We start from the raw sequence: 21,981 nt of genomic DNA on the forward strand, positions 1-21,981 counted from the left end.
TACGCCGCTACTCGTCCCCATCCACGCTTCTCGCTCCGCCCAGTGTACGGCGCCGCGGGGGCGGCGTCCGACCCCTTTTCCGCGGCGGTGCGCCGGCGCGCGGTCGGGTGCGGGGGCGAGCGCGGACGGTGCGTGGGATGACCCGAATGGGCAGGTACGGGTACTCGGGTCCGTGGACGCCCCGCTTTGCGGATTACCGGCCGGGGAGCTGGGCACAACGGATGCATGCTCGGCGCGCGCCGCGCCCGGGGCGGGCGAATCCGACGGTGTGCCCCGTTGCCGCGTGCCCCGGGTCGATTTATCGTCCCAGCACGATTCGCGAGCAAGATCACAATATGTGAAGGGGCCGCGGCCATGGTGGCGAAGAAGACCGCCGTACAGCAGTCGGCAGCCGGGAGGGCGGAGCGTGCCCCCGGCGGTGGCGCGGCCGGGGAGGCGGGCGCGGCGAAGTCCGGTGCCACGGGTACCGCAGCCGCGGCCGGCGCGGCCGAGAAGGCAGCGCGGAACGGGCCGGCGGGGGAGAATGCACCGGTCGAACACGGGGCGGCGGAATCCTCCGGGAAACCGGCCGCGAAGAGGACGGCCGCGAGGAAGGCGACCGCGAGGAAGGCGACCGCGAAGAGGGCGGCCGGCAGGAAGGCGGCTCCGGGAAAGCGGGCCGGCGAGGAGGCGGGGGCCGAGCGGGCGCGGCGTACGCACGAGGCAGGGGCTGCGACGGAGGGGGCGGAAGGAGCGGCCGCGGGGGAAGCGGCGAGCAGCCCGGCCGCCTCCGGCGGGCAGGCCGCCGGGAAGAAGCCGGCCGAGAAGGCGGCGAGGAAGACGGCGGGGAAGAAGGCGGCCGGGAAACGGGCCGCCGCGAAGAGCACGTCCAAGAAGGCGGGCGCGGCTGAGGCCGCGGAGCAGACGGGAGCCACGACAGTGGTTGCGAAGAAGACTCCAGGCACGGCCACGGCGGGGAAGAGCGGCGTTCCCAAGGCGCGCGGCGGCGCGGCGGAGCCCGGCGAACTGGCGGTGCGTCCCGGCGAGGACCCGTGGGCGCCGGAGGAGGTCGAGGAGGCCCGCGCCGAGCTGCACTCGGAGGTGGCGCGGCTGCGCGCCGAGATCGCCTCGTCCGAGCAGTCCCTGGCCGGCCTCATGCGGGACTCCGCGGACGGCGCCGGTGACGACGAGGCGGACACCGGCACGAAGAACATCACCCGCGAGCACGAGCTGGCGCTGGCCGCGAACGCGCGCGAGATGCTCCTCCAGGTGGAGCGTGCCCTGCAGCGGCTGGACACCGGGACGTACGGTCTGTGCGAGAACTGCGGCAACCCCATCGGGAAGGCCCGTATGCAGGCCTTCCCGCGGGCCACGCTGTGCGTGGAGTGCAAGCAGAAGCAGGAGCGCAGGTACTGACCGCTCCCTCGCCGGGGACGGGCGTGCCGTACGCTCGTCCCCAGTCAGGTACCTAGGTCGAGGGACTCACGTGGCAGAAGCGGAGCGCATCATCGGTACGCCGGACACCCCGGACGAGGCGCAGGCCGGGCCGGAGCGGTCGTCCGGCGGCTCCCAGGGGCAGGACCTCCCGGCCGGCCAGGGCCCCCTCGAGGGGCAGCAGAGCGCCGAGGCCGCGTCGCCGCGTGCCCGCCGGGTCGCGGTGCTGTTCGCGGTCGCCGCGTTCGCGTACGCGCTCGACCTGGTCAGCAAGCTGATCGTGGTGGCGAAGCTGGAGCACCACGCGCCGATCGAGATCCTCGGGGACTGGCTGAAGCTGGAGGCGATCCGCAACGCGGGTGCGGCCTTCGGCTTCGGTGAGGCCTTCACGGTGATCTTCTCGGTGATCGCGGCCGCCGTGATCGTGGTGATCGCCCGGCTCGCGCGCAAGCTGTACAGCCTGCCCTGGGCGATCGCGCTCGGACTGCTGCTCGGCGGCGCGCTCGGCAACCTCACCGACCGGATCTTCCGCTCGCCGGGCGTCCTCGAGGGCAGGGTCGTCGACTTCATCGCCCCGAAGCACTTCGCCGTGTTCAACTTGGCGGACTCGGCGATCGTGTGCGGCGGCATCCTGATCGTGCTGCTCTCCTTCCGCGGCGTCGACCCGGACGGCACCGTCCACCGGGACTGAGCCGTCCACCGGGACTGAGCCGTCCACCGGGATCGAGCCGTCCACCGGGATCGAGCCGTCCACCGGGATCGAGCCGTCCACCGGGATCGAGCCGTCCACCGGCACCGAGCCGGCACCGTGCCCGTCCCCGTCCCGGTACCGCGCCTGCGGAGGCGCCCTCGCCGTCCGGCATACTCGACGGGTGAGCACGATTCCCGAGATCCGTACCCTGCCCGTGCCCGACGGCCTGGAGGGCGAGCGCGTCGACGCCGCCATCTCCCGGATGTTCGGCTTCTCCCGCACCAAGGCGGCCGAGCTCGCCGCGGCGGGCAAGGTCGCGGTCGACGGGACGGTGGTCGGGAAGTCCGAGCGGGTCCACGGCGGTGCCTGGCTGGAGGTCGAGATGCCGCAGGCACCCGCCCCCGTTCAGGTCGTCGCCGAGCCGGTCGAGGGCATGGAGATCGTGCACGACGACGACGACGTCGTGGTGATCGGCAAACCGGTCGGGGTGGCCGCGCATCCGTCGCCCGGCTGGACCGGACCTACCGTGATCGGCGGGCTGGCGGCGGCCGGCTACCGCATCTCGACCTCCGGTGCCGCCGAGCGGCAGGGCATCGTGCACCGCCTGGACGTCGGCACCTCCGGCCTGATGGTGGTCGCCAAGTCGGAGCACGCGTACACCTCGCTCAAGCGCCAGTTCAAGGAGCGCACGGTCGACAAGCGCTACCACACCCTCGTGCAGGGCCACCCCGACCCGACCAGCGGCACCATCGACGCGCCCATCGGCCGCCATCCGAACCACGACTACAAGTGGGCGGTCACCGCGGACGGCAAGCCGTCCGTGACGCACTACGACCTCATCGAAGCCTTCCGGGCGGCCTCCCTGCTCGACGTGAAGCTGGAGACCGGCCGCACCCACCAGATCCGCGTCCACATGGCGGCCCACCGGCACCCCTGCGTCGGCGACCTGACCTACGGGGCCGACCCCACGCTCGCCCGGCGCCTGAAGCTGCACCGGCAGTGGCTGCACGCGGTACGGCTCGGCTTCGAGCACCCCGGGGACGGGCGGTGGGTCGAGTTCGCCAGCCGCTACCCGGACGACCTCCAGGAGGCCCTCGACCAGGTCCGCGAGGAGACCTGGGCATGAGCGGGCCGAACCCCGCGGACGCCGTCCCGGACTACGTCGTCCGGGTCGCCGAGGACCCCGCCGACCGCGCGGCCTGCTTCGCCGTGCGCAAGGAGGTCTTCGTCGCCGAGCAGGGCGTGCCGGAGGAGATCGAGTACGACGCCCACGACGCCGGAGCGGTGCACGTGCTGGCCGTCCGCGCGGACGGCGTGCCGATCGGCGCCGGGCGGCTGCTGCACGGCGAGGCGGCCGCCGCGAAGAACGGCGGCGAGGCCTCGGTGGGCTCGCTCGGCCGGCTCGCGGTGACCCGAGCGGCGCGCGGGCAGGGTGTCGGCGCGGCGCTGGTGCGGGCCGTCGAGGAGGCGGCACGCGTGCGCGGGCTCACCGCGGTCGACCTGCACGCGCAGACGCACGCGCTGGCCTTCTACGAGCGGCTCGGCTACACGGCCTACGGGCCGCAGTTCCCGGACGCGGGCATTTGGCACCGGTCGATGCGGCGCGCCCTGTAGCCCTGCCGCCCCGCTGCCCCGCTGCCCCGCCGCCCCGCGGACGGAGGCGCAATGCGGCGCCGGCAGCCGCAAAGGCGCTGGTGGGCGCGAGACCGTGGCAGGCTGGGGGACGTTCTCTCCCGCCGCACCGTCGACCGCCCGGAGCGCTGACCGTGGATCAGTTGGCCCTGCTGTTCGTGCTGCTGGTCGGGGCCGTGGTGAGCGTGCCGGTCGGGGAGCGGCTGCGGCTTCCGGCACCCGTGCTGGTGACGCTGCTCGGCATCCTGCTCGCCCTGCTCGACTTCGTGCCCAACGTCGAGATCCCGCCCGAACTGATCCTTCCGCTGCTGCTGCCCCCGCTGCTGTACGCGGCGGTGCGCCGGACCTCCTGGCGGCAGTTCACCGCCAATGTGCGGCCGATCCTCCTGCTGGCGGTGGCGCTGGTCTTCGTGACCATGCTGTGCGTGGCCGCCGTCGCCCACGCGATCGTGCCGGGACTGCCGGTCGCCGCGGCCTTCGCCCTCGGGGCGCTGGTCGCACCGCCCGACCCGGTCGCGGCGACCGCGGTCGCCGGGCAGCTCGGCCTGCCGCGCCGGCTGGTGTCGATCCTGGAGGGCGAGGGCCTGTTCAACGACGTGACGGCGATCGTGCTCTACCACGTCGCGATCGCCGCCGCCGTCACCGGCAGCTTCTCGCCCTGGCGGGCAGGTCTCGACCTGGTGCTGTCCGCGGTCGTCGCCCTGGCGGTCGGTACCGCACTGGGCTGGGCCGCGAACCGGATGCTCGGCCTGCTGGAGGACCCCACCCTGCAGATCGGGCTGACACTGCTGGTGCCGTACGCCGCCTACGTGCTCGCCGAGCAGCTCCAGGGATCCGGCGTGCTCGCCGTCCTGATCACCGCGCTGTTCCTCTCCGAGTACGCCGCCGACGCCGACGACGTCATGACCCGCCTTGCCGGGCACACCTTCTGGAACATCGTCGACACGCTCGTCACCGGCGTCGCGTTCGGGCTGATCGGACTGGAACTGCACAACGCGGTCCGCACGGCGGCCGGGCGGTGGGCCGACATGCTCGGCTGGGCCGGAGCGGTCGTCGGCGTGGTGGTCGCCGTACGGCTGCTCTATCTGCTGCCGGCCACCTGGCTGACCAAGCGGCTGCACGCCCGCCGCGACCACGACGAGGACATCCCGACGAGCTGGCGGGAGACCGTGATCATGTGGTGGTCCGGGATGCGCGGCGTCGCCTCGGTGGCGCTGGCCCTGGCCGTCCCGCTGACCACGGACACCGGTGCCGCCTTCCCCGACCGGGACGAGATCGTGTTCATCGCCTTCGGAGTGATCATGGTGACGCTGGTGGCCCAGGGGCTGACCCTGCCCTGGCTGGTCCGGCTGCTGGGGGTGCGGGCCGACACCGAGCGGGAGGAGGCCTTCGAGAAGGAGCTGGCGGTCCGCGCGGCCCGGGCCGCCAAGCGCAGGCTGCGCGAGATCGAGGCCGTCGAGGAACTGCCCGACGAGCTGTCCGAGCAGATGCTGCGGCGGGCCGTCGAGATCGGGGTGCGGATCAGTCCGGAGGTCGGGGAGGAGGAGCGCCGGGAGGCCCACGAGCAGCGGGTGGCCCGGCTGAAGCGGGTGCGCCGGCTGCACGGGGAACTGCTCAGCGCGGCGCGGCACGAAGTACTGGCGGCACGCAGCGAGCCGGGCGCGGATCCGGAGGTCGTGGACCGGGTGCTGCGCCATCTGGACGTGCGCAGCCTGCGATGACCCGCAGGCGGGGCGAAATCCCGCGCGGTGCCCACCGCCCCTCAGTAGGCTCGGATCATGACTCGCAACGTCGTGATCAGCGGTGGCGGTACCGGAATCGGCCTCGCGGCGGCGCAGGCCTTCGCAGCCGACGGGGACCAGGTACTGCTGCTCGGGCGGCGGGCCGGCGTGCTGGAGCGGGCCGAGGTGCCCGGGGCGCTCGCCTTCCCCGCGGACCTCGCCGATCCGGCCGAGGTCCGCCGTGTCGCACGGTACGTCGCCGAGGAGCTCGGCACCGTGGACGTGCTGCTCAACTGCGCCGGCGGAGCCGGACGCCTGGTGCCCGCACCGCCGGGTGTCGACGACCCGCTCGACCTGGCCGCGCACCGCTGGACCGCCGACTTCCGCCTCAACACCCTGACCGCGGTGCTGCTCACCGAGGCGCTGGAGCACCGGCTCGCCGACCCGGGCGGGCGGGTGCTGTTCGTCAGTTCCATCGCCGCCTACCGGGGCTCGGGCAGCGGGTCCTACGCGGCCGCCAAGGCCGCCCTGCACCCGTACGCCCACGACCTTGCCCGGCGGCTCGGACCGCACGGCACCACCGTGAACGTGGTCGCGCCCGGATACGTCGAGGACACCGGCTTCTTCGGCGACTCGATGGACGAGACGCGGCGCCGGCAACTGATCGCGGAGACCTCCACCGGGCGTCCCGCGACGCCCGGGGACGTGGCAGCCACCCTGCACTGGCTGGCCTCGCCCGGTGCCGGGCACATCACCTCGCAGATCATCCAGGTCAACGGCGGCGCCGAGCGCGGCCACTGAGCGGTGCCGCGGCCGCGGTCAGCTCCGTACGCCGCGGGCCGGCCTCCCGTCGACGGAGGGCCGGGCGGGGGCCTGCTCCTTGTCGAGGGAGGGCCGGGAGCCGTTCGCCTCCCCGGCGGCCGGGCGGGCCGCCGGCAGCGGGCGCGACGGCGTCATGTCCGCGGTGGTGATCCGCGGCAGCGCGTACGGGTGCTCGGCGTACAGCCAGCGCACCATCTCCTCGCGCACCGTGACCCGCGCGGTCCACACGTCGCCCGGGTCCTTGGCCGTCACCAGCGCGCGCACCTCGATGGTGGTGGGCGTGGAGTCGGTGACCACCAGGCCGTAGTCGCGTCCGTCCCAGGCCGGGCAGGCGCGCAGGATGTCCCGCAGCCGCGCCCGCATCTCGTCGAGGGGCGCCGAGTGGTCCAGGTGCCAGTAGACGGTGCCGGTCATCTGCGGGGTGCCGCGGGTCCAGTTCTCGAACGACTTGGAGGTGAAGTAGGACACCGGCATGGTGATCCGGCGCTCGTCCCAGGTCAGCACGGTCAGGAAGGTCAGCGTGATCTCGTCGACGGTGCCCCACTCGCCGTCCACCACCACGGTGTCGCCGATCCGCACCATGTCGCCGAAGGCGATCTGCAGCCCGGCGAAGAGGTTGCCCAGGGTGGACTGGGCGGCCACACCGGCGACGATGCCGAGGATGCCCGCCGAGGCCAGCAGGGAGGCACCGGCCGCCCGCAGCGCGGGGAAGGTCAGCAGCATCGCGGCGGTCGCGAGCACGCCGACCACCGCCGTCACCACCCGCATGATCAGGGTGACCTGGGTGCGCACCCGCCGGACCCGGGCCGGGTCGCGGTCCCGGTGCGCGCTCGCGTACCGGCGGTAGGAGGTCTCGACGACTGCCGACGCGATCCGGACGACCAGCCACGCGGTGGCCCCGATCAGCACCAGGACCAGTGTCCGGTCGACGGTGCCGTCGTACTTCGGCAGCAGCCGGGCCTCCCGGTGGCTGCCTCTGAGCAGGGCGGCGCAGATCACCAGCTGGTAGGGGACGCGGCTGCGGCGCAGCAGTCCCCACAGCGGCGTCTCGTGGTGCCGGGCGTCGGCCTTGCGCAGCAGCCGGTCGGTGGCCCACCCCAGGGCGGCGGTGAGGATCACCGAAGCGGCGACGAAGATCAGCGGGCGGAGTACGTTCTCCATGCCTCCGAACGTAACCGGCATCGGCGGGTTGCGAACACGGCTCGCGGTGAGGTGTGGGACACGTGGAGGGCGGGGCCCGCGCTCCCGGGGGCGGCCGGCGGCGTCGGTGCCGGCTGGCACCATGGGCTCATGGACATCGTGCTCTTTCACTCGACCCACGGACCGCGCCCCGCCGTGCGCGCGGCCGCCGACCGGCTGCGCGGCGCCGGGCACCAGGTCTGGACACCGGATCTGTTCGAGGGACGCACCTTCGACACGGTCGAGGAGGGCATGGCGCACAAGCAGCAGATCGGCTCGGACGAGCTGCTCAGGCGGGCCGTGCTGGCCGCCGCGCCGCACTCCGACCGCGGGCTGGTGTACGCGGGCTTCTCGCTCGGCGCCTCCCTCGCGCAGAACCTGGCCCTCGGCGACGAGAAGGCGCGCGGGCTGCTGCTCCTGCACGGCACCTCGGACCTGCCGCCGGACGCCGCCGCCGACGGGCTGCCGGTGCAGCTGCACGTGGCCGAGCCGGATCCGTTCGAGACGGACGACTGGCTGAGCGCCTGGTACCTGCGGATGGGCCGGGCCGGCGCCGACATCGAGGTGTACCGGTACGCCGGGGCCGGCCACCTCTACACCGACCCCGACCTTCCCGACTACGACGCGGAGGCCGCCGAGGCCACCTGGCGGGTGGCCCTCGGCTTCCTCGACTCGCTTTAGGCCTGCCCTCGACCGCGCGGGCCCGCCGCGCCGCGGTGCTCCGTCAGACGGGGCGCCAGCTGCGCTCGACCTTCTGCGTACCGCTGCGGGTGCGGTACGAGTGGCTCCAGGCGGAGGTCGCGTGCGGGTCCGTGCGGTCGGACACCACGTAGTAGTCCATCTGCGCCCGGTCGGTGGTGATGTCCAGCACCCCGTAGCCGTGGCGGTCGGTGTCGACCCAGTGGACGTGCCGGTTGGCGGCGCGGATGACCGGTGAGGCCAGCGCCGAGACGACGCCCTCCGGAAGGCCCGTGAGGTCGTCGAGGTTGTCGGAGGTCACCGAGGTGACCACGAACTCCGTGGCGGCCGAGGCGGACAGCGGGTACGTGCCGGCGTCCACCGGCACGTCGTTGGCCCAGGCCATGTGGATGTCGCCGGTCAGGAAGACGGTGTTGCGGATGGCGTTCGACCGCAGGTGGGCGAGGAGCTCGCGGCGGTCGTCGGTGTAGCCGTCCCACTGGTCGGTGTTGAGGGCGATGCCCTCCTTGGGCAGCCCGAGCAGTTCGGCGAGCGGACGCAGCAGGTCCGCGGAGAGGGAGCCGATCGCGAACGGCGAGATCATCACCGAGTTGCCGACCAGCCGCCACGTCGTGTCGGACGCCTTCAGACCGGACTTGAGCCAGTCGAGCTGGGCGCGCCCGGTGATCGTGCGGTCCGGGTCGTCGACGCTGCCGTTGCCGACGGACACCTGCTGGGAGCGGAACGAGCGCAGGTCCAGCAGGGAGAGGTCGGCGAGCTTGCCGAAGCGCAGCCGCCGGTAGGTGGTGCCCTCGATCGCCGGTCGGACCGGCATCCACTCGAAGTACGCCTGGCGGGCCGCCGCCTGACGGGCCGACCAGGTGCCCTCGGCGCCCTCGGTGTGGTTCTCGGCGCCGCCGGACCAGGCGTCGTTGGCGAACTCGTGGTCGTCCCAGATCGCTATGACGGGTGCCTTGGCGTGCAGGGCCCGCAGGTCCGGGTCGGTCTTGTACTTGCCGTGCCGGATGCGGTAGTCGGCGAGGCTGAGTATCTCGTGGGTGGGTGCGTGCTGCCGGACGACCTTGCCGCGGGTGCCGTACTCCCCGGTGCCGTACTCGTAGATGTAGTCGCCCAGGTGCAGCCAGGCGTCCAGGTCGGAGCGGGCGGCGAGATGACGGTAGGAGGCGAAGTACCCGGCCTCCCAGTTGGCGCAGGACACCACGCCGAACCGGAGGCCGGTCACGGCGTCGTGCGCCGCCGGCGCGGTGCGGGTGCGCGCCGGCGGCGAGTCGGTGCCGCCGGCCGAGAAGCGGAACCAGTAGTCGGTGGCCGGTTCCAGGCCGCGGACATCGGCCTTCACGGTGTGGTCGGCGGCTGCGGTCGCGGTCACCGAGCCCCTGGCGACGACCCGGGTCAGCGCCTTGTCCCGGGCGACGACCCACTCGACCTCGGTGTCGGGGCCGAGCCCCGATCCGGGCGTCGCCTCCGGTACGGGGGTCACGCGGGTCCACAGCAGGACGCCGTCGGGCAGGGGGTCGCCGGAGGCGACGCCGTGCAGGAAGGCGGGCGCCCGGTCGGCGGCGCTGGCGGGCAGGGCCGCGGCGAGCGGCGCGGCCAGCACAGCGGTGGCCGCCGCGGCCTTGACGACCGTACGGCGGCGCGGGGAGCGGGAATCGGGGGCGTCGGGGCCCTCGGCTGATCTGTATCGACTGGTCACGACCGATCAGGTTACTGATCGGTACGCGAATGAGCGGGCGAACCGGCAAAAGTTCGCCCGCTCTTTTTCCACGAGTCACCCCCGAGGCGCGGGGCCCCGGGTGACGCCGGGTCAGCCCTTGAGTGCGGCGTCGAGCGCGGAGGTGAACTCGGCGACGGTCATCGGGGTGTTCTTGCCGTCCGAGCCGGTGAGCTTCTTGCCGTCCATGACCAGGCTCGGGGTGCCGGTGACGTCGTCCTTGTTGGTGTTGAACGTCTCCGACATGGCCAGCGCCCAGGCGTCGTAGGTGCCGCCGCGGACCGCGTCCTGGAACTTCTTGTTGCCCTTCAGGGCGTCGACCGAGTCGGCGACCTTGATCAGGTAGTCGTCGCTCTTGAACTTGTCGGTCGACTCGTCGGGGTGGTTCTTCTCCGAGTAGAGGGCCGACTTGTACTCGAGGAAGGCCTCCGGGCTGACGTTCAGTGCGGCGCCCAGGGCGCTCATGGCGTTCTTGGAGCCCTCGCCGCGGGAGCCGATGTCCAGCTTCCCGTTCTTGTCGCCGTCCCCGTCGAGGAAGGTGCCGCCGATGAACTGGATCTTGAACTTGCCGGCGTCGTAGTCCTTCTTCAGGGTCGAGCCGACGGTCTGCTCGAACTGGGCGCAGATCGGGCAGCGCGGGTCCTCGTAGACCTTGAGGGTCTTCTTCGCGCTGTCCTTTCCGATGATCACGGTCGTGCCGTCCTTGCCGGAGGTGTTGGCCGGCGCGACGACCTTGTCGTTCAGGGCGGCCTCCCACTTGCCCGGCTTGTTCGCCTGGACGACCGCGTAGCCTATGCCGCCCGCCGCCGCCAGCACGGCCACGATCGAGCAGGCCACGACGATCTGCCGCTTGATCTTGGCCCGCCTGGCCTGGCGCTCGCGTTCGATCCGCAGCCGCTCCCGGGCGGCGCGCTTGGCTTCCTGGCTGTTCCGCTTGCTCATGCTGATGGTCTCCGTGTGGGACGCGCACCGCCGTGCGCGTCAAGTCGTGAGAAGGAAGGGAGGGGAGTGCCGCTGCCCGGACGCCGGTGTGCCGTTCAGGCGGCGGCGGGCGAGCACGGCGGTCCGCGCCGTCCCAGGGAGAGCGCCAGGAGGGGGCCGCGGGCGGCCGCGGTCCGGCGGACCGGTCGCGGCAGCGGGCCCAGCACCCGGGCGGGCCGTACCGTGACCGCGGCGACGGCGAGCAGCAGCGGGCGGAACGTGGTCGCGGTCGCCGCCCGCAGCAACTGGGCGAGCGCCCGCTCGCCCCGGCGCAGCCAGGCGGCAGCGAGCAGGCCGACGCCGATGTGCGCGGCGAGCAGCAGCCAGGTCGCCGCCGGGTCGGCGTGGGACAGCAGGACGGCAAGCCGGTCGGTGTCCGTGCCGGTCATCCGGGCCAGCGGGGTGCCGATGTCGGCGCGGTTGCCGCACAGCACGTCCCAGCCCACCGAGCGCAACGGGCCGGTGACCGGGCCCCCGGCGGGGCCGTAGCAGACGTGCTGGCCGGTGGTGAAGACCGTGTCGGCGGCCAGTTCCAGGGGGACCAGCAGAGCGGCGATCCGGCCGAAGCCGCGTTCCCGGCCGGCCAGCGCGTACGCCGGGACGAACACGGCGGCGGCGACCGCGGCCACCGTGTTCGCCGGCAGCGGGACCCGCGACAGCAGCACGTGCGACGCGGCGCTGAGCGTCACGACCAGTGCCGTGAACAGCGCCGCGCGTACGGCTCGAAGGCGGGTCCCGGATATGTCCATAGCGGAGAGCAGTGTGCCACGTGCTCGGGTAAGAGACCCCTAAAGGGACCCTGTGAGCGTCCGTTCCGTCACAGACCCGGGATCCGCCCGTTGCGGAACAGGTCGACGAAGATCTGGTGGTCGGCGCGGGCCCGGGCACCGTAGGCGTGCGCGAAGTCGATCAGCAGCGAGGCGAAGCCCTCCTCGTCCGCGGCGATCGCCGCGTCGATGGCCCGCTCGGTGGAGAACGGCACCAGCGACTCGCCGGAGGTGTCGTCCGCGGCCGCGTGCATGGCCGCGGTGGCCCGCCCGAGGTCGGCGACGACGCCGGCGATCTCCTCGGGGTCGTCGATGTCGCCCCAGTCCAGGTCGACCGCGTACGGCGACACCTCGGCGACGAGCTGGCCCGCGCCGTCCAGCTCGGTCCAGCCCAGCCACGGGTCGGCGTGCGCCTGCAGCGCGCGCTGCGAGATCACCGTGCGGTGGCCCTCGTGCCGGAAGTAGTCGCGGATCGCCGGTTCGGTGATGTGCCGGGACACGGCCGGGGTCTGGGCCTGCTTGATGTAGATCACGACATCGTTCTCCAGGGCGTCGCTGTTGCCCTCCAGCAGGATGTTGTACGAGGGCAGCCCGGCGGAGCCGATGCCGATGCCGCGGCGGCCGACCACGTCCTTCACCCGGTAGGAGTCGGGGCGGGCCAGCGACGACTCCGGCAGCGTCTCGAGGTAGCCGTCGAAGGCGGCGAGCACCTTGTAGCGGGTGGCCGCGTCCAGCTCGACGGCGCCGCCGCCGGGGGCGAAGCGGCGCTCGAAGTCGCGGATCTCGGTCATCGAGTCGAGCAGGCCGAAACGGGTCAGCGACCGGGCGTCGCGCAGGGCGTCCAGCAGCGGACCGTCCGCGGTGTCCAGGGTGAAGGGCGGCACCTCGTCGCTCTTGGCCCCGGTGGCCAGGGCGCGGATGCGCTCCCGGTACGCCTGCGCGTAGATCCGCACCAGCTCGCCGATCTGGTCGTCGCCGAGCGCCTTGGCGTACCCGACCAGCGCCATGGAGGCCGCGAAGCGCTTGAGGTCCCAGGTGAAGGGACCGACGTAGGCTTCGTCGAAGTCGTTGACGTTGAAGACCAGACGGCCGTTGGCGTCCATGTAGGTGCCGAAGTTCTCGGCGTGCAGGTCCCCGTGGATCCACACCCGCGAGGTGCGGTCGTCCAGGTACGGGCCGCCCCGCTTCTCGGACTCCACGTCGTGGTAGAAGAGGCATGCCGTCCCGCGGTAGAACGCGAACGCCGAGGCCGCCATCTTGCGGAACTTCACCCGGAACGCGGCCGGGTCGGCGGCCAGCAGCTCGCCGAAGGCGGTGTCGAAGACGGCGAGGATCTCCTCGCCGCGCTGCTCGGCGCTGAGCTCGGGTACCGACATCGCTGGGTGCCTCCTGGTGCAGTGCGTGTACGACAGGGTCTCCTGCCGCTTCCAACGCGCGGGGGTCCGCGGGAGTGCCCGCCGCGCGCCGCCCGGATGCCGCCCCGGCCGGGGTGCTCCGGGCGCAGTATTCATCTCACACGTAAGGTCCGGAGGCATAGACTTCGAGGCCCACCCCGGACCCGTCCGCCGACCCTTCGCCGAGCGTTGCCCTGGAGGCCGCACCGTGTCAAAGCCGCCGTTCACGCACCTGCACGTGCACACCCAGTACTCCCTGCTGGACGGTGCCGCGCGGCTGAAGGACATGTTCGACGCGTGCAACGGGATGGGCATGACGCACATCGCCATGTCCGACCACGGCAACCTCCACGGAGCCTACGACTTCTTCCACTCCGCGCAGAAGGCCGGAATCACCCCCATCATCGGGATCGAGGCTTATGTCGCCCCCGAGTCCCGGCGCACCAAGCGCAAGATCCAGTGGGGTCAGCCGCACCAGAAGCGCGACGACGTCTCCGGCTCCGGCGGCTACACCCACAAGACGATGTGGGCCGTCAACAGCACGGGCCTGCACAACCTCTTCCGGCTCTCCTCCGACGCCTACGCCGAGGGCTGGCTGCAGAAGTGGCCCCGGATGGACAAGGAGACCATCGCGCAGTGGTCGGAGGGCATCGTGGCCTCCACCGGCTGCCCCTCCGGCGAACTGCAGACCCGGCTCCGCCTCGGCCAGTTCGACGAGGCCCTCAAGGCGGCCGCCGACTACCAGGACATCTTCGGCAAGGACCGGTACTTCCTGGAACTGATGGACCACGGCATCGAGATCGAGCACCGGGTCCGCGACGGGCTGCTGGAGATCGGCAGGAAGCTCGGCATCCCCCCGCTGGTCACCAACGACTCGCACTACACCTACGCCCACGAGGCGGGCGCCCACGACGCCCTGCTGTGCATCCAGACCGGCAAGAACCTCTCCGACCCCGACCGCTTCAGGTTCGACGGCACCGGCTACTACCTGAAGTCCACGGACGAGATGTACGCCATCGACTCCTCGGACGCCTGGCAGGAGGGCTGCGCCAACACGCTCCTGATCGCCGAGATGGTCGACACCACCGGCATGTTCGAGAAGCGCGACCTGATGCCGAAGTTCGACATCCCCGAGGGGTACACCGAGGTCACCTGGTTCCAGGAGGAGGTCCGCCGCGGCATGGCGCGCCGCTTCCCCGGCGGCGTGCCCGAGGACCGCCAGAAGCAGGCCGAGTACGAGATGGACGTCATCATCTCGATGGGCTTCCCCGGCTACTTCCTGGTGGTCGCCGACTTCATCATGTGGGCCAAGGGCCAGGGCATCGCGGTGGGCCCCGGCCGCGGGTCCGCGGCGGGCTCGATCGTCGCCTACGCCATGGGCATCACCGACCTCGACCCGATCCCGCACGGTCTGATCTTCGAGCGGTTCCTCAACCCCGAGCGCATCTCGATGCCCGACGTCGACATCGACTTCGACGAGCGCCGGCGCGTCGAGGTGATCCGCTACGTGACGGAGAAGTACGGAGCCGACAAGGTCGCCATGATCGGCACCTACGGCACCATCAAGGCCAAGAACGCCATCAAGGACTCCGCGCGGGTGCTGGGCTACCCGTACGCGATGGGCGACCGCATCACCAAGGCGATGCCCGCCGACGTCCTCGGCAAGGGCATCCCGCTCTCCGGGATCATCGACCCCGAGCACCCGCGCTACTCGGAGGCCGGCGAGGTCCGCGGGATGTACGACAACGAACCGGACGTGAAGAAGGTCATCGACACCGCGCGCGGCGTCGAGGGCCTGGTGCGCCAGATGGGTGTGCACGCGGCCGGCGTGATCATGTCCAGCGAGACCATCACCGACCACGTCCCGGTCTGGGTCCGGCACACCGACGGCGTCACCATCACCCAGTGGGACTACCCGAGTTGCGAGTCGCTCGGCCTGCTGAAGATGGACTTCCTGGGCCTGCGCAACCTCACGATCATGGACGACGCCGTCAAGATGGTGAAGGCCAACAAGGGCGTCGACATCGACCTGCTGTCGCTGCCGCTGGACGACCCCACCACCTTCGACCTGCTCCAGCGCGGCGACACCCTGGGCGTCTTCCAGTTCGACGGCGGACCCATGCGCTCGCTGCTCCGGCTGATGAAGCCGGACAACTTCGAGGACATCTCCGCCGTCTCGGCCCTGTACCGCCCGGGCCCGATGGGCATGAACTCGCACACCAACTACGCCCTGCGGAAGAACGGCCAGCAGGAGATCACGCCCATCCACCCCGAGCTGGAGGAGCCGCTCAAGGAGGTCCTGGACGTCACCCACGGCCTGATCGTCTACCAGGAGCAGGTGCAGAAGGCCGCCCAGATCATCGCCGGCTACTCGCTGGGCGAGGCCGACATCCTCCGCCGCGTGATGGGCAAGAAGAAGCCGGACGAGCTGGCGAAGAACTTCGTCCTCTTCCAGGAGGGCGCACGGAAGAAGGACTTCAGCGACGAGGCCATCCAGGCCCTGTGGGACGTGCTGGTCCCGTTCGCCGGCTACGCCTTCAACAAGGCGCACTCGGCCGCCTACGGACTGGTCTCCTACTGGACCGCCTACCTGAAGGCCAACCATCCGGCCGAGTACATGGCCGCACTGCTCACGTCCGTCAAGGACGACAAGGACAAGTCCGCGGTCTACCTCAACGAGTGCCGCCGCATGGGCATCCGGGTGCTCCCGCCCAACGTCAACGAGTCCGAGGCGAACTTCGCCGCCCAGGGCGACGACGTGATCCTCTTCGGGTTGTCCGCCGTGCGCAACGTCGGCACCAACGTCGTCGAGGCGATCATCAGGGGCCGCAAGGCCAAGGGCAAGTACGCCTCCTTCCCCGACTACCTGGACAAGGTCGAGGCGGTGGTGTGCAACAAGCGCACCACGGAGTCGCTGATCAAGGCCGGCGCCTTCGACACCATGGGGCACACCCGCAAGGGCCTCACGGCGCAGTACGAGCCGATGATCGACAACGTGGTCGCGGTCAAGCGCAAGGAGGCCGAGGGGCAGTTCGACCTCTTCGGCGGCATGGGCGAGGACAGCGGCGACGAGCCGGGCTTCGGGCTCGACGTCCAGTTCACCGACGAGGAGTGGGACAAGACCTACCTGCTCGCCCAGGAGCGCGAGATGCTCGGCCTCTACGTCTCGGACCACCCGCTGTTCGGACTGGAGCACGTGCTGTCCGACAAGGCCGACGCGGGCATCTCACAGCTCACCGGGGGCGAGCACGCCGACGGCGCGGTCGTCACCATCGGCGGCATCATCTCGGGCCTGCAGCGCAAGATGACCAAGCAGGGCAACGCCTGGGCCATCGCCACGGTCGAGGACCTCGCCGGCTCGATCGAGTGCATGTTCTTCCCGGCGACCTACCAGCTCGTCTCCACCCAGCTCGTCGAGGACGCCGTCGTGTTCGTCAAGGGCCGCCTCGACAAGCGCGAGGACGTGCCCCGCCTGGTCGCCATGGAGCTGATGGTCCCCGACCTGTCCGCCGCGGGGGCCAACGCGCCCGTGGTGCTGACCATCCCGGCCACCCGGATCACCCCGCCCATGGTGAGCCGCCTCGGTGAGATCCTCAGCCACCACCGGGGCGACAGCGAGGTGCGGATCAAGCTCCAGGGGCCGACCAGGACGACGGTGCTGCGCCTGGACCGCCACCGCGTCAAGCCGGACCCGGCACTGTTCGGCGACCTGAAGGTGCTGCTCGGCCCGTCCTGCCTGGCGGGCTGAGCGGCCGCCCCGCGCGCGACGCGGCGAGGGGCGCGCCCGGGACGACCGGGTGCACCCCTCGCCGTGTGGAGCCCGGCAGCGGTCCGGGTCAGTTGTGGCCGAAGCGCTTCTCCCGGCCCTTGCGGGCCACGTCGCCCGGCGTCACCTGCGGATGCTGCTCGATCTGCGGCTCCATCGAGGCCTTCTGCGCCGTCCGGACGCCGCGCTCGGCCTGCGACTGCTTGCGGTCACGGTTCTTGTTCCTGGCCATGGGGTGCCTCCTGTGGGGGAAGTGGGGGCCAAAGCCGCGACCAGATTCACATAAGCTGATAAGGAGCGCACTTCAGACAATTACCGTAGGTGACCGGCCGCCCCGGGGGCGCACGCCCGGAAACGCCACGCCGAAGATCGAGTTCGGGCCGTTAACCTCCGCGAGGTCGGGCAGACTCGAAGGAAGCCCGAAGCAAACCTCCCGGAAAGAGGGTGGATCGCGTGGACCGCTGCATCGTCCTGGTGGACGCCGGGTATCTGCTGGGGGCCGCCGCCAGTCTCCTCGCCGGAGAGCCCTCGCGGTCCCGGATCACCGTCGATCACTCCGCCCTCGTCCAGGGCCTGCGTGACCGCGCCGAGTCCGAGACCCGGCAGCCCCTGCTGCGCATCTACTGGTTCGACGGCGCCCCGGACCGAGTCCCCCAGCCCGAGCACCGCCGGCTGCGGGTGATGCCCCGGGTGACCGTCCGGCTCGGCGCCCTGACCCGCAGCGACGGCCGCTGGGCGCAGAAGGGCGTGGACGCCGCCATGCACGCCGAGCTGACCGAACTGGCCCGCAACCGCGCCTGTTCGGACATCGTCCTGATCACCGGCGACGGCGACCTGCTGCCGGGCATGATGGCGGCCAAGGAGCACGGCGTCGCCGTCCACCTGTGGGCCGTGCAGGCCGCCGACGGCGACTACAACCAGTCCGAGGACCTGGTGGCCGAGGCCGACGAGCGCCGTGTGCTGGACCGCGCCTGGATCACCCGGGCCGTCCGGGCCAAGGACCTCGGCGGCGTGTGCGCGCCGCCGCACGCTCCCCGGCCCGAGATCGCCGCGATCCTCTCCGCACCGCTGCCCGACTCCGCCCTCTCCGGAGCCGCCGAGCGGCCCGCCGAGGAGCCCGAGCGCACCGCACCCGCCACGAACGGCGCCCCGGACCGGCTGCCCGCCACCAAGGGCGTCCCCACCCCCAAGGACCTGGCCCAGCTGCGCGCCGGGACCCCGCACCCCCAGCCGCCCTCCTCGGCGACCCTGCGCTGGTCCTCCGACAAGGGCTGGGTCGACCGACCCGGCGCCGCCACCGAGCCCCCCGAGGTGGCGGCCATGCCCACGCTGGCCCAGCTCACCACGGCCGAACAGCGGTGGGCCGACCGCGAGGAGGACATCACCACCGTCGGCGGCGACCCCTACGAGGTCGGGCAGGTCTTCGCCCGCCGCTGGATGTCCCGCCTCGGCGAGCAGGGCCAGGTGCAGAAGCTGTCCGGCATGTACCCGCGGATCCCGCACCGCATCGACGGCGAACTGCTCCGCTACGCCGCCCGCTTCGGTCTGCTCGCCCACAAGGACGACCAGATCGACGAGCACGACCGGTACGCCATCCGGGCCGGCTTCTGGCGCGAGGTCGGGGTGCGGACGGCCACCGAGCCGGCCTCCGCGGGGGAGTGAGCACCGCCCGGCCCCCCGGAGCCGAGCCGCCCCAAAGGCAGGCAAAGCTTCCCGACCCCGTACCCTCGTCCTTTGTGGAAACGAGCGCGGCACCGCCAATGCGGCACAGTGACGACGCCGTGTGCGCCGTGCGCGGACTGACCAAGACCTACCCGGCGGTACGGGGCCGCCGCGGCACCCCCGGCACCCCCGAGGTCCGCGCCACCGACGACGTACGGCTGGACGTCCGGCGCGGCGAGATCTTCGGGCTGCTCGGCCCGAACGGCGCCGGCAAGTCCACCCTCGTCCGCCAGCTGACCGGCCTGATGCGCCCCGACCGCGGCAGCGTGGACATCCTCGGCCACGACATCGTGCGCCGTCCGGAGCGGGCCGCGCGCCTCCTCGCCTACCTCGGCCAGGAGTCCACCGCCCTCGACGAACTGACCGTCTCCCTGGCCGTCGAGACCACCGCCCGGCTGCGCGGCCTCGACCTGCGGCCGGCCCGGGCCGAGCGGGACGCGGTCCTGGACGAACTCGGCCTCACCCCGATCGCCGGGCGCCCGCTGAAGCGGCTGTCGGGCGGCCAGCGGCGGCTGGCCTGCTTCGCGGCCGTACTGGTCGGCGAGCGCCCCCTGCTGGTCCTGGACGAGCCGACCACCGGAATGGACCCCGTCGCCCGGCGGGCCGTGTGGTCCGCGGTGGACCGGCGGCGGGCCGAGCGCGGCACCACCGTCCTGCTCGTCACCCACAACGTGATCGAGGCCGAGACGGTCCTGGACCGCGTCGCCGTGCTGGACCGGGGGCGGATCATCGCCTGCGACACCCCCGCCGGCCTCAAGGCGCAGGTCGCCGACGAGGTACGGGTCGAACTGGTCTGGCGGGAGCAGGCCCCGCTCGACGTCCCCGAGGTCGCCGCGCTGCGCGACCGGGCCGACGGTGCCGGGCGCCGCTGGACCCTGCGGCTGGCCCCGGAGGAGGCACGCTCCGTCGTCGCCACCGTCACCGGCGGCCGCGCCTTCGCCGCGCTCGACGACTTCACGCTCGCCACGCCCAGCCTGGAGGACGTCTACCTGGCCCTCGGCGGCGCCGCGCGGCAGGGACTGGTGAGGACGTGAACGCGCCGGGCGCCCGGTCCGTACCGCACGGCAGGGCGAGCCGCGGACGGGCCGAAGGGAAAGGGAAGAGGAGCAGCCTGAGGTGATTGCCGTACCCGCCGACGTCGTGCCGGGCCGGAACCCGGCCGGGCAGGAGCAGGATCCCGGCGAGGCCGGACTCGGCCCGCGTGCCCGGCTGCGCCCCTCGCTCGCGGCCGTGTACCGGGCGCAGCTCTCCCGGGCGCGGGTGGCGCGGGTCCCGCTGCTGTTCGTCGCCACCTTCCAGTCCGTCGGCATCCTGGTCATGATGCGCGGGGTGGTGGACCACACCGGCGAGGCGGAGTCCGTGGTCGCCGGGGCGACGGTGCTCGTCGTCGCCTTCGTCGCGCTCAACCTGCTCGCCCAGTACTTCGGCCAGCTCCGCGCCAGCGGCGGCCTCGACCACTACGCCACGCTGCCCGTGCCGCCCGCCGCGGTGGTGCTGGGCGCCGCCTCCGCGTACGCCTCCTTCACGGTGCCGGGCACCGTGGTCACCGGCGTCTTCGGCTGCCTGCTGTTCGGTCTGCCGATGGCTCACCTGTGGGTGGTCCTGGCGGTGATCCCGCTCGCCGGAGCGGCGCTGTCCGGGCTGGGAGCCGCCTGCGGGCTGCTCGCCCCGCGCCCGGAGCTGGCCACGCTGCTCGGCCAGCTCGGCATGTCGGCGGCGCTGCTGCTGGGGGTGCTGCCCGCGGACCGGATGCCGGAGCCGGTCCGGCTGGCCCGCGACCTGCTGCCGTCGACCTACGGCGTCGAGGCCCTGGCGCGCTCGTTCGCCGCGCGGCCCGACTGGGCGTTCGTGGCCGGTGACCTCGCCGTGTGCGCCGCGGTGGGGGCGGCCTCGCTGGCGGCAGCCACCTGGGCCTACCGCCGGGCGGCCGTCCGGTGACGCGGCGCACACGCGTACCTGGCACGATGTGGGGGTGACCGCACCGTTGACTCCGCCACCGCCCGACCGCTCCTCGCAGAACGCCGGCGGGGACCGGCCGCCGTCCCCCGGCGACTCGCCGTCCGCGGGCGCCGGGCCGTACGGCGCCGGACCCGGCACCGCCTACGCTGACGGCGGGTACGGAGCCGGGCAGGGGCCGCAGTACGGACAGGACGGACCCGGGATGAAGACCGAACTGCGCGAGGCCGCCGTGGTCACCGTGGTCGTGGCGGTCGCCGGGGCACTCCTCGGACTGCTGTGGTGGTGGCTGGCGCCGCACGTGCCGCTCGTCGGTCAGGAGAACGGCGGCGGCTGGGTCGTCTACGTCAAGGACACCGAGGGCGAGCAGGCGGTCGGCGCGGACGGGACGTTCACGCTGCTCGCACTGGCCTTCGGCGCGGTCACCGCGGCCGGGGCGTTCGCCTGGCGGCGGCGCGGGGGCGTGCCGTTGGTGGTGGCGCTCGGCGTGGGCGGCCTGCTCGGTGCGGTGCTGGCCTGGCGGCTCGGGATGTGGCTCGGGCCCGCCCAGGACGTGCTCGCGCACGCCAAGGCGGTGGGCAAGGGGGTCACCTTCCCGGCGCCGCTGGAACTCGGGGCGAAGGGGGCGCTGCTCGCCTGGCCGCTCGCGGCGCTGCTGGTCCACCTCGGTCTCACGGCGATGTTCGGCCCCCGCGATCCGGAGCCGCCGTACCTTCCGCAGCGTCCGTAGCGGCCCGGACGGGGAAGCACCCCCGGCCGTCCGGGGCGTAGGGACGGCGCCCCCGCCGAGCGGGCCGCAGTGGAGGCGGCGGCGCGGCTCCCGCCGGGGGCGCGGTGCCCGGGGCGCGGACGGCGCCCCGCCCCATCCCGCTGCCCGGCTGCGTCCGGCGCGACGGGCTTGCCGCCCGCCCGCGGCCGACGTGGTGTTCCCGCCGACCGGGCCGGGTGCGCGCGGTCGGCCGCGGACCGCTCGCGCCGCTCGGGCCGGTCAGACCCGGGCGACGGCCGCCCGGACGGGTCAGACGCGTCCGATCGGGGCGAGGACCGCGGACGTCAGCGCGGCGAGATCGCCCGGCGCCAGTTCGACCTCCAGGCCCCGGCGGCCCGCGGAGACGCAGACCGTGGCATGGCCGCCGGCCGAGTCGTCCAGCACCGTCCGGAGCCGCTTGCGCTGGCCGAGCGGGGAGATCCCGCCGCGCACGTAGCCGGTGGTGCGTTCGGCGAGCGCCGGGTCGGCCATCGCGGCGCGCTTGCCGCCGACGGCCGACGCCAGCGCCTTGAGGTCCAGGGAACCGGCCACCGGTACCACCGCGACCGTCAGCGTGCCGTCGACGTCCGCCACCAGCGTCTTGAAGACCCGGTCCGGGGAGACCCCCATCGCCTGGGCGGCCTCCTCGCCGTAGGAGGGGTGGGCCGGGTCGTGCTCGTAGGAGTGGACCGCGTACTCCACGCCCGCCGCGCTCAGCGCCACCGTCGCGGGCGTTCCGCCCGGCTGCTGCTTCTTCGCCTTCTTCGCCAAGGTTC

Annotated in this window: 19 protein-coding genes; 12 read left to right on the plus strand and 7 right to left on the minus strand. The window is 72.8% G+C overall.

Features of this window, described 5'->3' with window-relative positions:
* Nucleotides 1–354: 354 nt before the first annotated feature.
* From ACL02U_RS06625 to ACL02U_RS06650, 6 genes are all read left to right on the plus strand, one after another.
* Nucleotides 355–1,395: a TraR/DksA family transcriptional regulator gene (locus ACL02U_RS06625; protein ID WP_412789701.1), complete on the plus strand. Its 1,041-nt coding sequence runs from the start codon at nt 355–357 to the stop codon at nt 1,393–1,395.
* 70 nt (nt 1,396–1,465) lie between these two features.
* Nucleotides 1,466–2,104, plus strand: a complete 639-nt coding sequence (gene lspA, locus ACL02U_RS06630; protein WP_412789702.1) for a signal peptidase II — start codon at nt 1,466–1,468, stop codon at nt 2,102–2,104.
* A 181-nt stretch (nt 2,105–2,285) separates the two neighbouring features.
* Nucleotides 2,286–3,230, plus strand: coding sequence for an RluA family pseudouridine synthase (locus tag ACL02U_RS06635; protein WP_412789703.1), 945 nt, complete (start codon nt 2,286–2,288; stop codon nt 3,228–3,230).
* Nucleotides 3,227–3,718 carry a GNAT family N-acetyltransferase gene (locus ACL02U_RS06640; RefSeq protein WP_412789704.1) on the plus strand — a complete coding sequence of 164 codons (492 nt, stop codon included), beginning with the start codon at nt 3,227–3,229 and terminating at the stop codon, nt 3,716–3,718. Before ACL02U_RS06635 ends, ACL02U_RS06640 begins: the two co-directional genes overlap by 4 nt.
* Nucleotides 3,719–3,870: 152 nt before the next feature.
* Nucleotides 3,871–5,457 (plus strand): Na+/H+ antiporter, encoded by a 1,587-nt coding sequence (locus tag ACL02U_RS06645; protein ID WP_412789705.1) that lies wholly within the window; start codon nt 3,871–3,873, stop codon nt 5,455–5,457.
* Nucleotides 5,458–5,514: 57 nt separating this feature from the next.
* A complete protein-coding gene (locus tag ACL02U_RS06650; protein WP_412789706.1) occupies nt 5,515–6,258 on the plus strand; it encodes an SDR family NAD(P)-dependent oxidoreductase in 744 nt (247 codons plus the stop codon).
* Nucleotides 6,259–6,276: 18 nt separating this feature from the next.
* Here ACL02U_RS06650 and ACL02U_RS06655 read toward each other — a convergent pair whose 3' ends face one another.
* Nucleotides 6,277–7,440: a mechanosensitive ion channel family protein gene (locus tag ACL02U_RS06655; protein ID WP_412789707.1), complete on the minus strand. Its 1,164-nt coding sequence runs from the start codon at nt 7,438–7,440 to the stop codon at nt 6,277–6,279.
* Nucleotides 7,441–7,569: 129 nt separating this feature from the next.
* On the opposite strand from ACL02U_RS06655, the gene ACL02U_RS06660 reads away from it, so the two are divergent.
* Nucleotides 7,570–8,139 (plus strand): dienelactone hydrolase family protein, encoded by a 570-nt coding sequence (locus ACL02U_RS06660; protein WP_412789708.1) that lies wholly within the window; start codon nt 7,570–7,572, stop codon nt 8,137–8,139.
* Nucleotides 8,140–8,182: 43 nt separating this feature from the next.
* Here ACL02U_RS06660 and ACL02U_RS06665 read toward each other — a convergent pair whose 3' ends face one another.
* The 4 genes from ACL02U_RS06665 to ACL02U_RS06680 form a co-directional block, all read right to left on the minus strand.
* Nucleotides 8,183–9,853: an alkaline phosphatase D family protein gene (locus ACL02U_RS06665; RefSeq protein WP_412789709.1), complete on the minus strand. Its 1,671-nt coding sequence runs from the start codon at nt 9,851–9,853 to the stop codon at nt 8,183–8,185.
* 111 nt (nt 9,854–9,964) lie between these two features.
* A complete protein-coding gene (locus tag ACL02U_RS06670; RefSeq protein WP_412789710.1) occupies nt 9,965–10,813 on the minus strand; it encodes a thioredoxin domain-containing protein in 849 nt (282 codons plus the stop codon).
* A 95-nt stretch (nt 10,814–10,908) separates the two neighbouring features.
* Nucleotides 10,909–11,601 (minus strand): hypothetical protein, encoded by a 693-nt coding sequence (locus ACL02U_RS06675; RefSeq protein WP_412789711.1) that lies wholly within the window; start codon nt 11,599–11,601, stop codon nt 10,909–10,911.
* Between the two features lie 68 nt (nt 11,602–11,669).
* Nucleotides 11,670–12,995, minus strand: coding sequence for a DUF2252 domain-containing protein (locus ACL02U_RS06680; RefSeq protein WP_412789712.1), 1,326 nt, complete (start codon nt 12,993–12,995; stop codon nt 11,670–11,672).
* Between the two features lie 226 nt (nt 12,996–13,221).
* Here ACL02U_RS06680 and dnaE point away from each other — a divergent pair, with 226 nt between their 5' ends.
* Nucleotides 13,222–16,761, plus strand: a complete 3,540-nt coding sequence (gene dnaE, locus ACL02U_RS06685; protein WP_412789713.1) for a DNA polymerase III subunit alpha — start codon at nt 13,222–13,224, stop codon at nt 16,759–16,761.
* A gap of 88 nt (nt 16,762–16,849) precedes the next feature.
* On the opposite strand, the gene ACL02U_RS06690 is transcribed toward dnaE, so the two are convergent.
* Entirely contained in the window at nt 16,850–17,011 is a 162-nt protein-coding gene (locus ACL02U_RS06690; RefSeq protein ID WP_412789714.1) for a hypothetical protein, read from the minus strand.
* A 221-nt stretch (nt 17,012–17,232) separates the two neighbouring features.
* On the opposite strand from ACL02U_RS06690, the gene ACL02U_RS06695 reads away from it, so the two are divergent.
* From ACL02U_RS06695 to ACL02U_RS06710, 4 genes are all read left to right on the plus strand, one after another.
* The gene (locus ACL02U_RS06695; protein ID WP_412789715.1) at nt 17,233–18,441 is read left to right on the plus strand and encodes an NYN domain-containing protein; all 1,209 of its coding nucleotides are present in this window, start codon (nt 17,233–17,235) and stop codon (nt 18,439–18,441) included.
* A gap of 119 nt (nt 18,442–18,560) precedes the next feature.
* Nucleotides 18,561–19,535 carry an ABC transporter ATP-binding protein gene (locus ACL02U_RS06700; RefSeq protein ID WP_412789768.1) on the plus strand — a complete coding sequence of 325 codons (975 nt, stop codon included), beginning with the start codon at nt 18,561–18,563 and terminating at the stop codon, nt 19,533–19,535.
* A gap of 82 nt (nt 19,536–19,617) precedes the next feature.
* The gene (locus ACL02U_RS06705) at nt 19,618–20,439 is read left to right on the plus strand and encodes an ABC transporter permease (RefSeq protein WP_412789716.1); all 822 of its coding nucleotides are present in this window, start codon (nt 19,618–19,620) and stop codon (nt 20,437–20,439) included.
* A gap of 34 nt (nt 20,440–20,473) precedes the next feature.
* The gene (locus ACL02U_RS06710) at nt 20,474–21,187 is read left to right on the plus strand and encodes an AAA family ATPase (RefSeq protein ID WP_412789717.1); all 714 of its coding nucleotides are present in this window, start codon (nt 20,474–20,476) and stop codon (nt 21,185–21,187) included.
* Nucleotides 21,188–21,475: 288 nt separating this feature from the next.
* On the opposite strand, the gene ybaK is transcribed toward ACL02U_RS06710, so the two are convergent.
* Entirely contained in the window at nt 21,476–21,976 is a 501-nt protein-coding gene (ybaK, locus tag ACL02U_RS06715) for a Cys-tRNA(Pro) deacylase (protein WP_412789718.1), read from the minus strand.
* Between the last annotated feature and the right edge of the window lie 5 nt (nt 21,977–21,981).

Source organism: Streptomyces sp. MS06, from assembly GCF_047200655.1.
Lineage (GTDB): Bacteria > Actinomycetota > Actinomycetes > Streptomycetales > Streptomycetaceae > Streptomyces.

Coding starts and splice junctions, on each gene's coding strand:
- ACL02U_RS06625 (WP_412789701.1), top strand. CDS start 355: ATGGTGGCGAAGAAGACCGCCGTACAGCAGTCGGCAGCCGGGAGGGCG.
- ACL02U_RS06640 (WP_412789704.1), top strand. CDS start 3,227: ATGAGCGGGCCGAACCCCGCGGACGCCGTCCCGGACTACGTCGTCCGG.
- ACL02U_RS06650 (WP_412789706.1), top strand. CDS start 5,515: ATGACTCGCAACGTCGTGATCAGCGGTGGCGGTACCGGAATCGGCCTC.
- ACL02U_RS06655 (WP_412789707.1), bottom strand. CDS start 7,440: ATGGAGAACGTACTCCGCCCGCTGATCTTCGTCGCCGCTTCGGTGATC.
- ACL02U_RS06660 (WP_412789708.1), top strand. CDS start 7,570: ATGGACATCGTGCTCTTTCACTCGACCCACGGACCGCGCCCCGCCGTG.
- ACL02U_RS06670 (WP_412789710.1), bottom strand. CDS start 10,813: ATGAGCAAGCGGAACAGCCAGGAAGCCAAGCGCGCCGCCCGGGAGCGG.
- ACL02U_RS06675 (WP_412789711.1), bottom strand. CDS start 11,601: ATGGACATATCCGGGACCCGCCTTCGAGCCGTACGCGCGGCGCTGTTC.
- ACL02U_RS06680 (WP_412789712.1), bottom strand. CDS start 12,995: ATGTCGGTACCCGAGCTCAGCGCCGAGCAGCGCGGCGAGGAGATCCTC.
- ACL02U_RS06690 (WP_412789714.1), bottom strand. CDS start 17,011: ATGGCCAGGAACAAGAACCGTGACCGCAAGCAGTCGCAGGCCGAGCGC.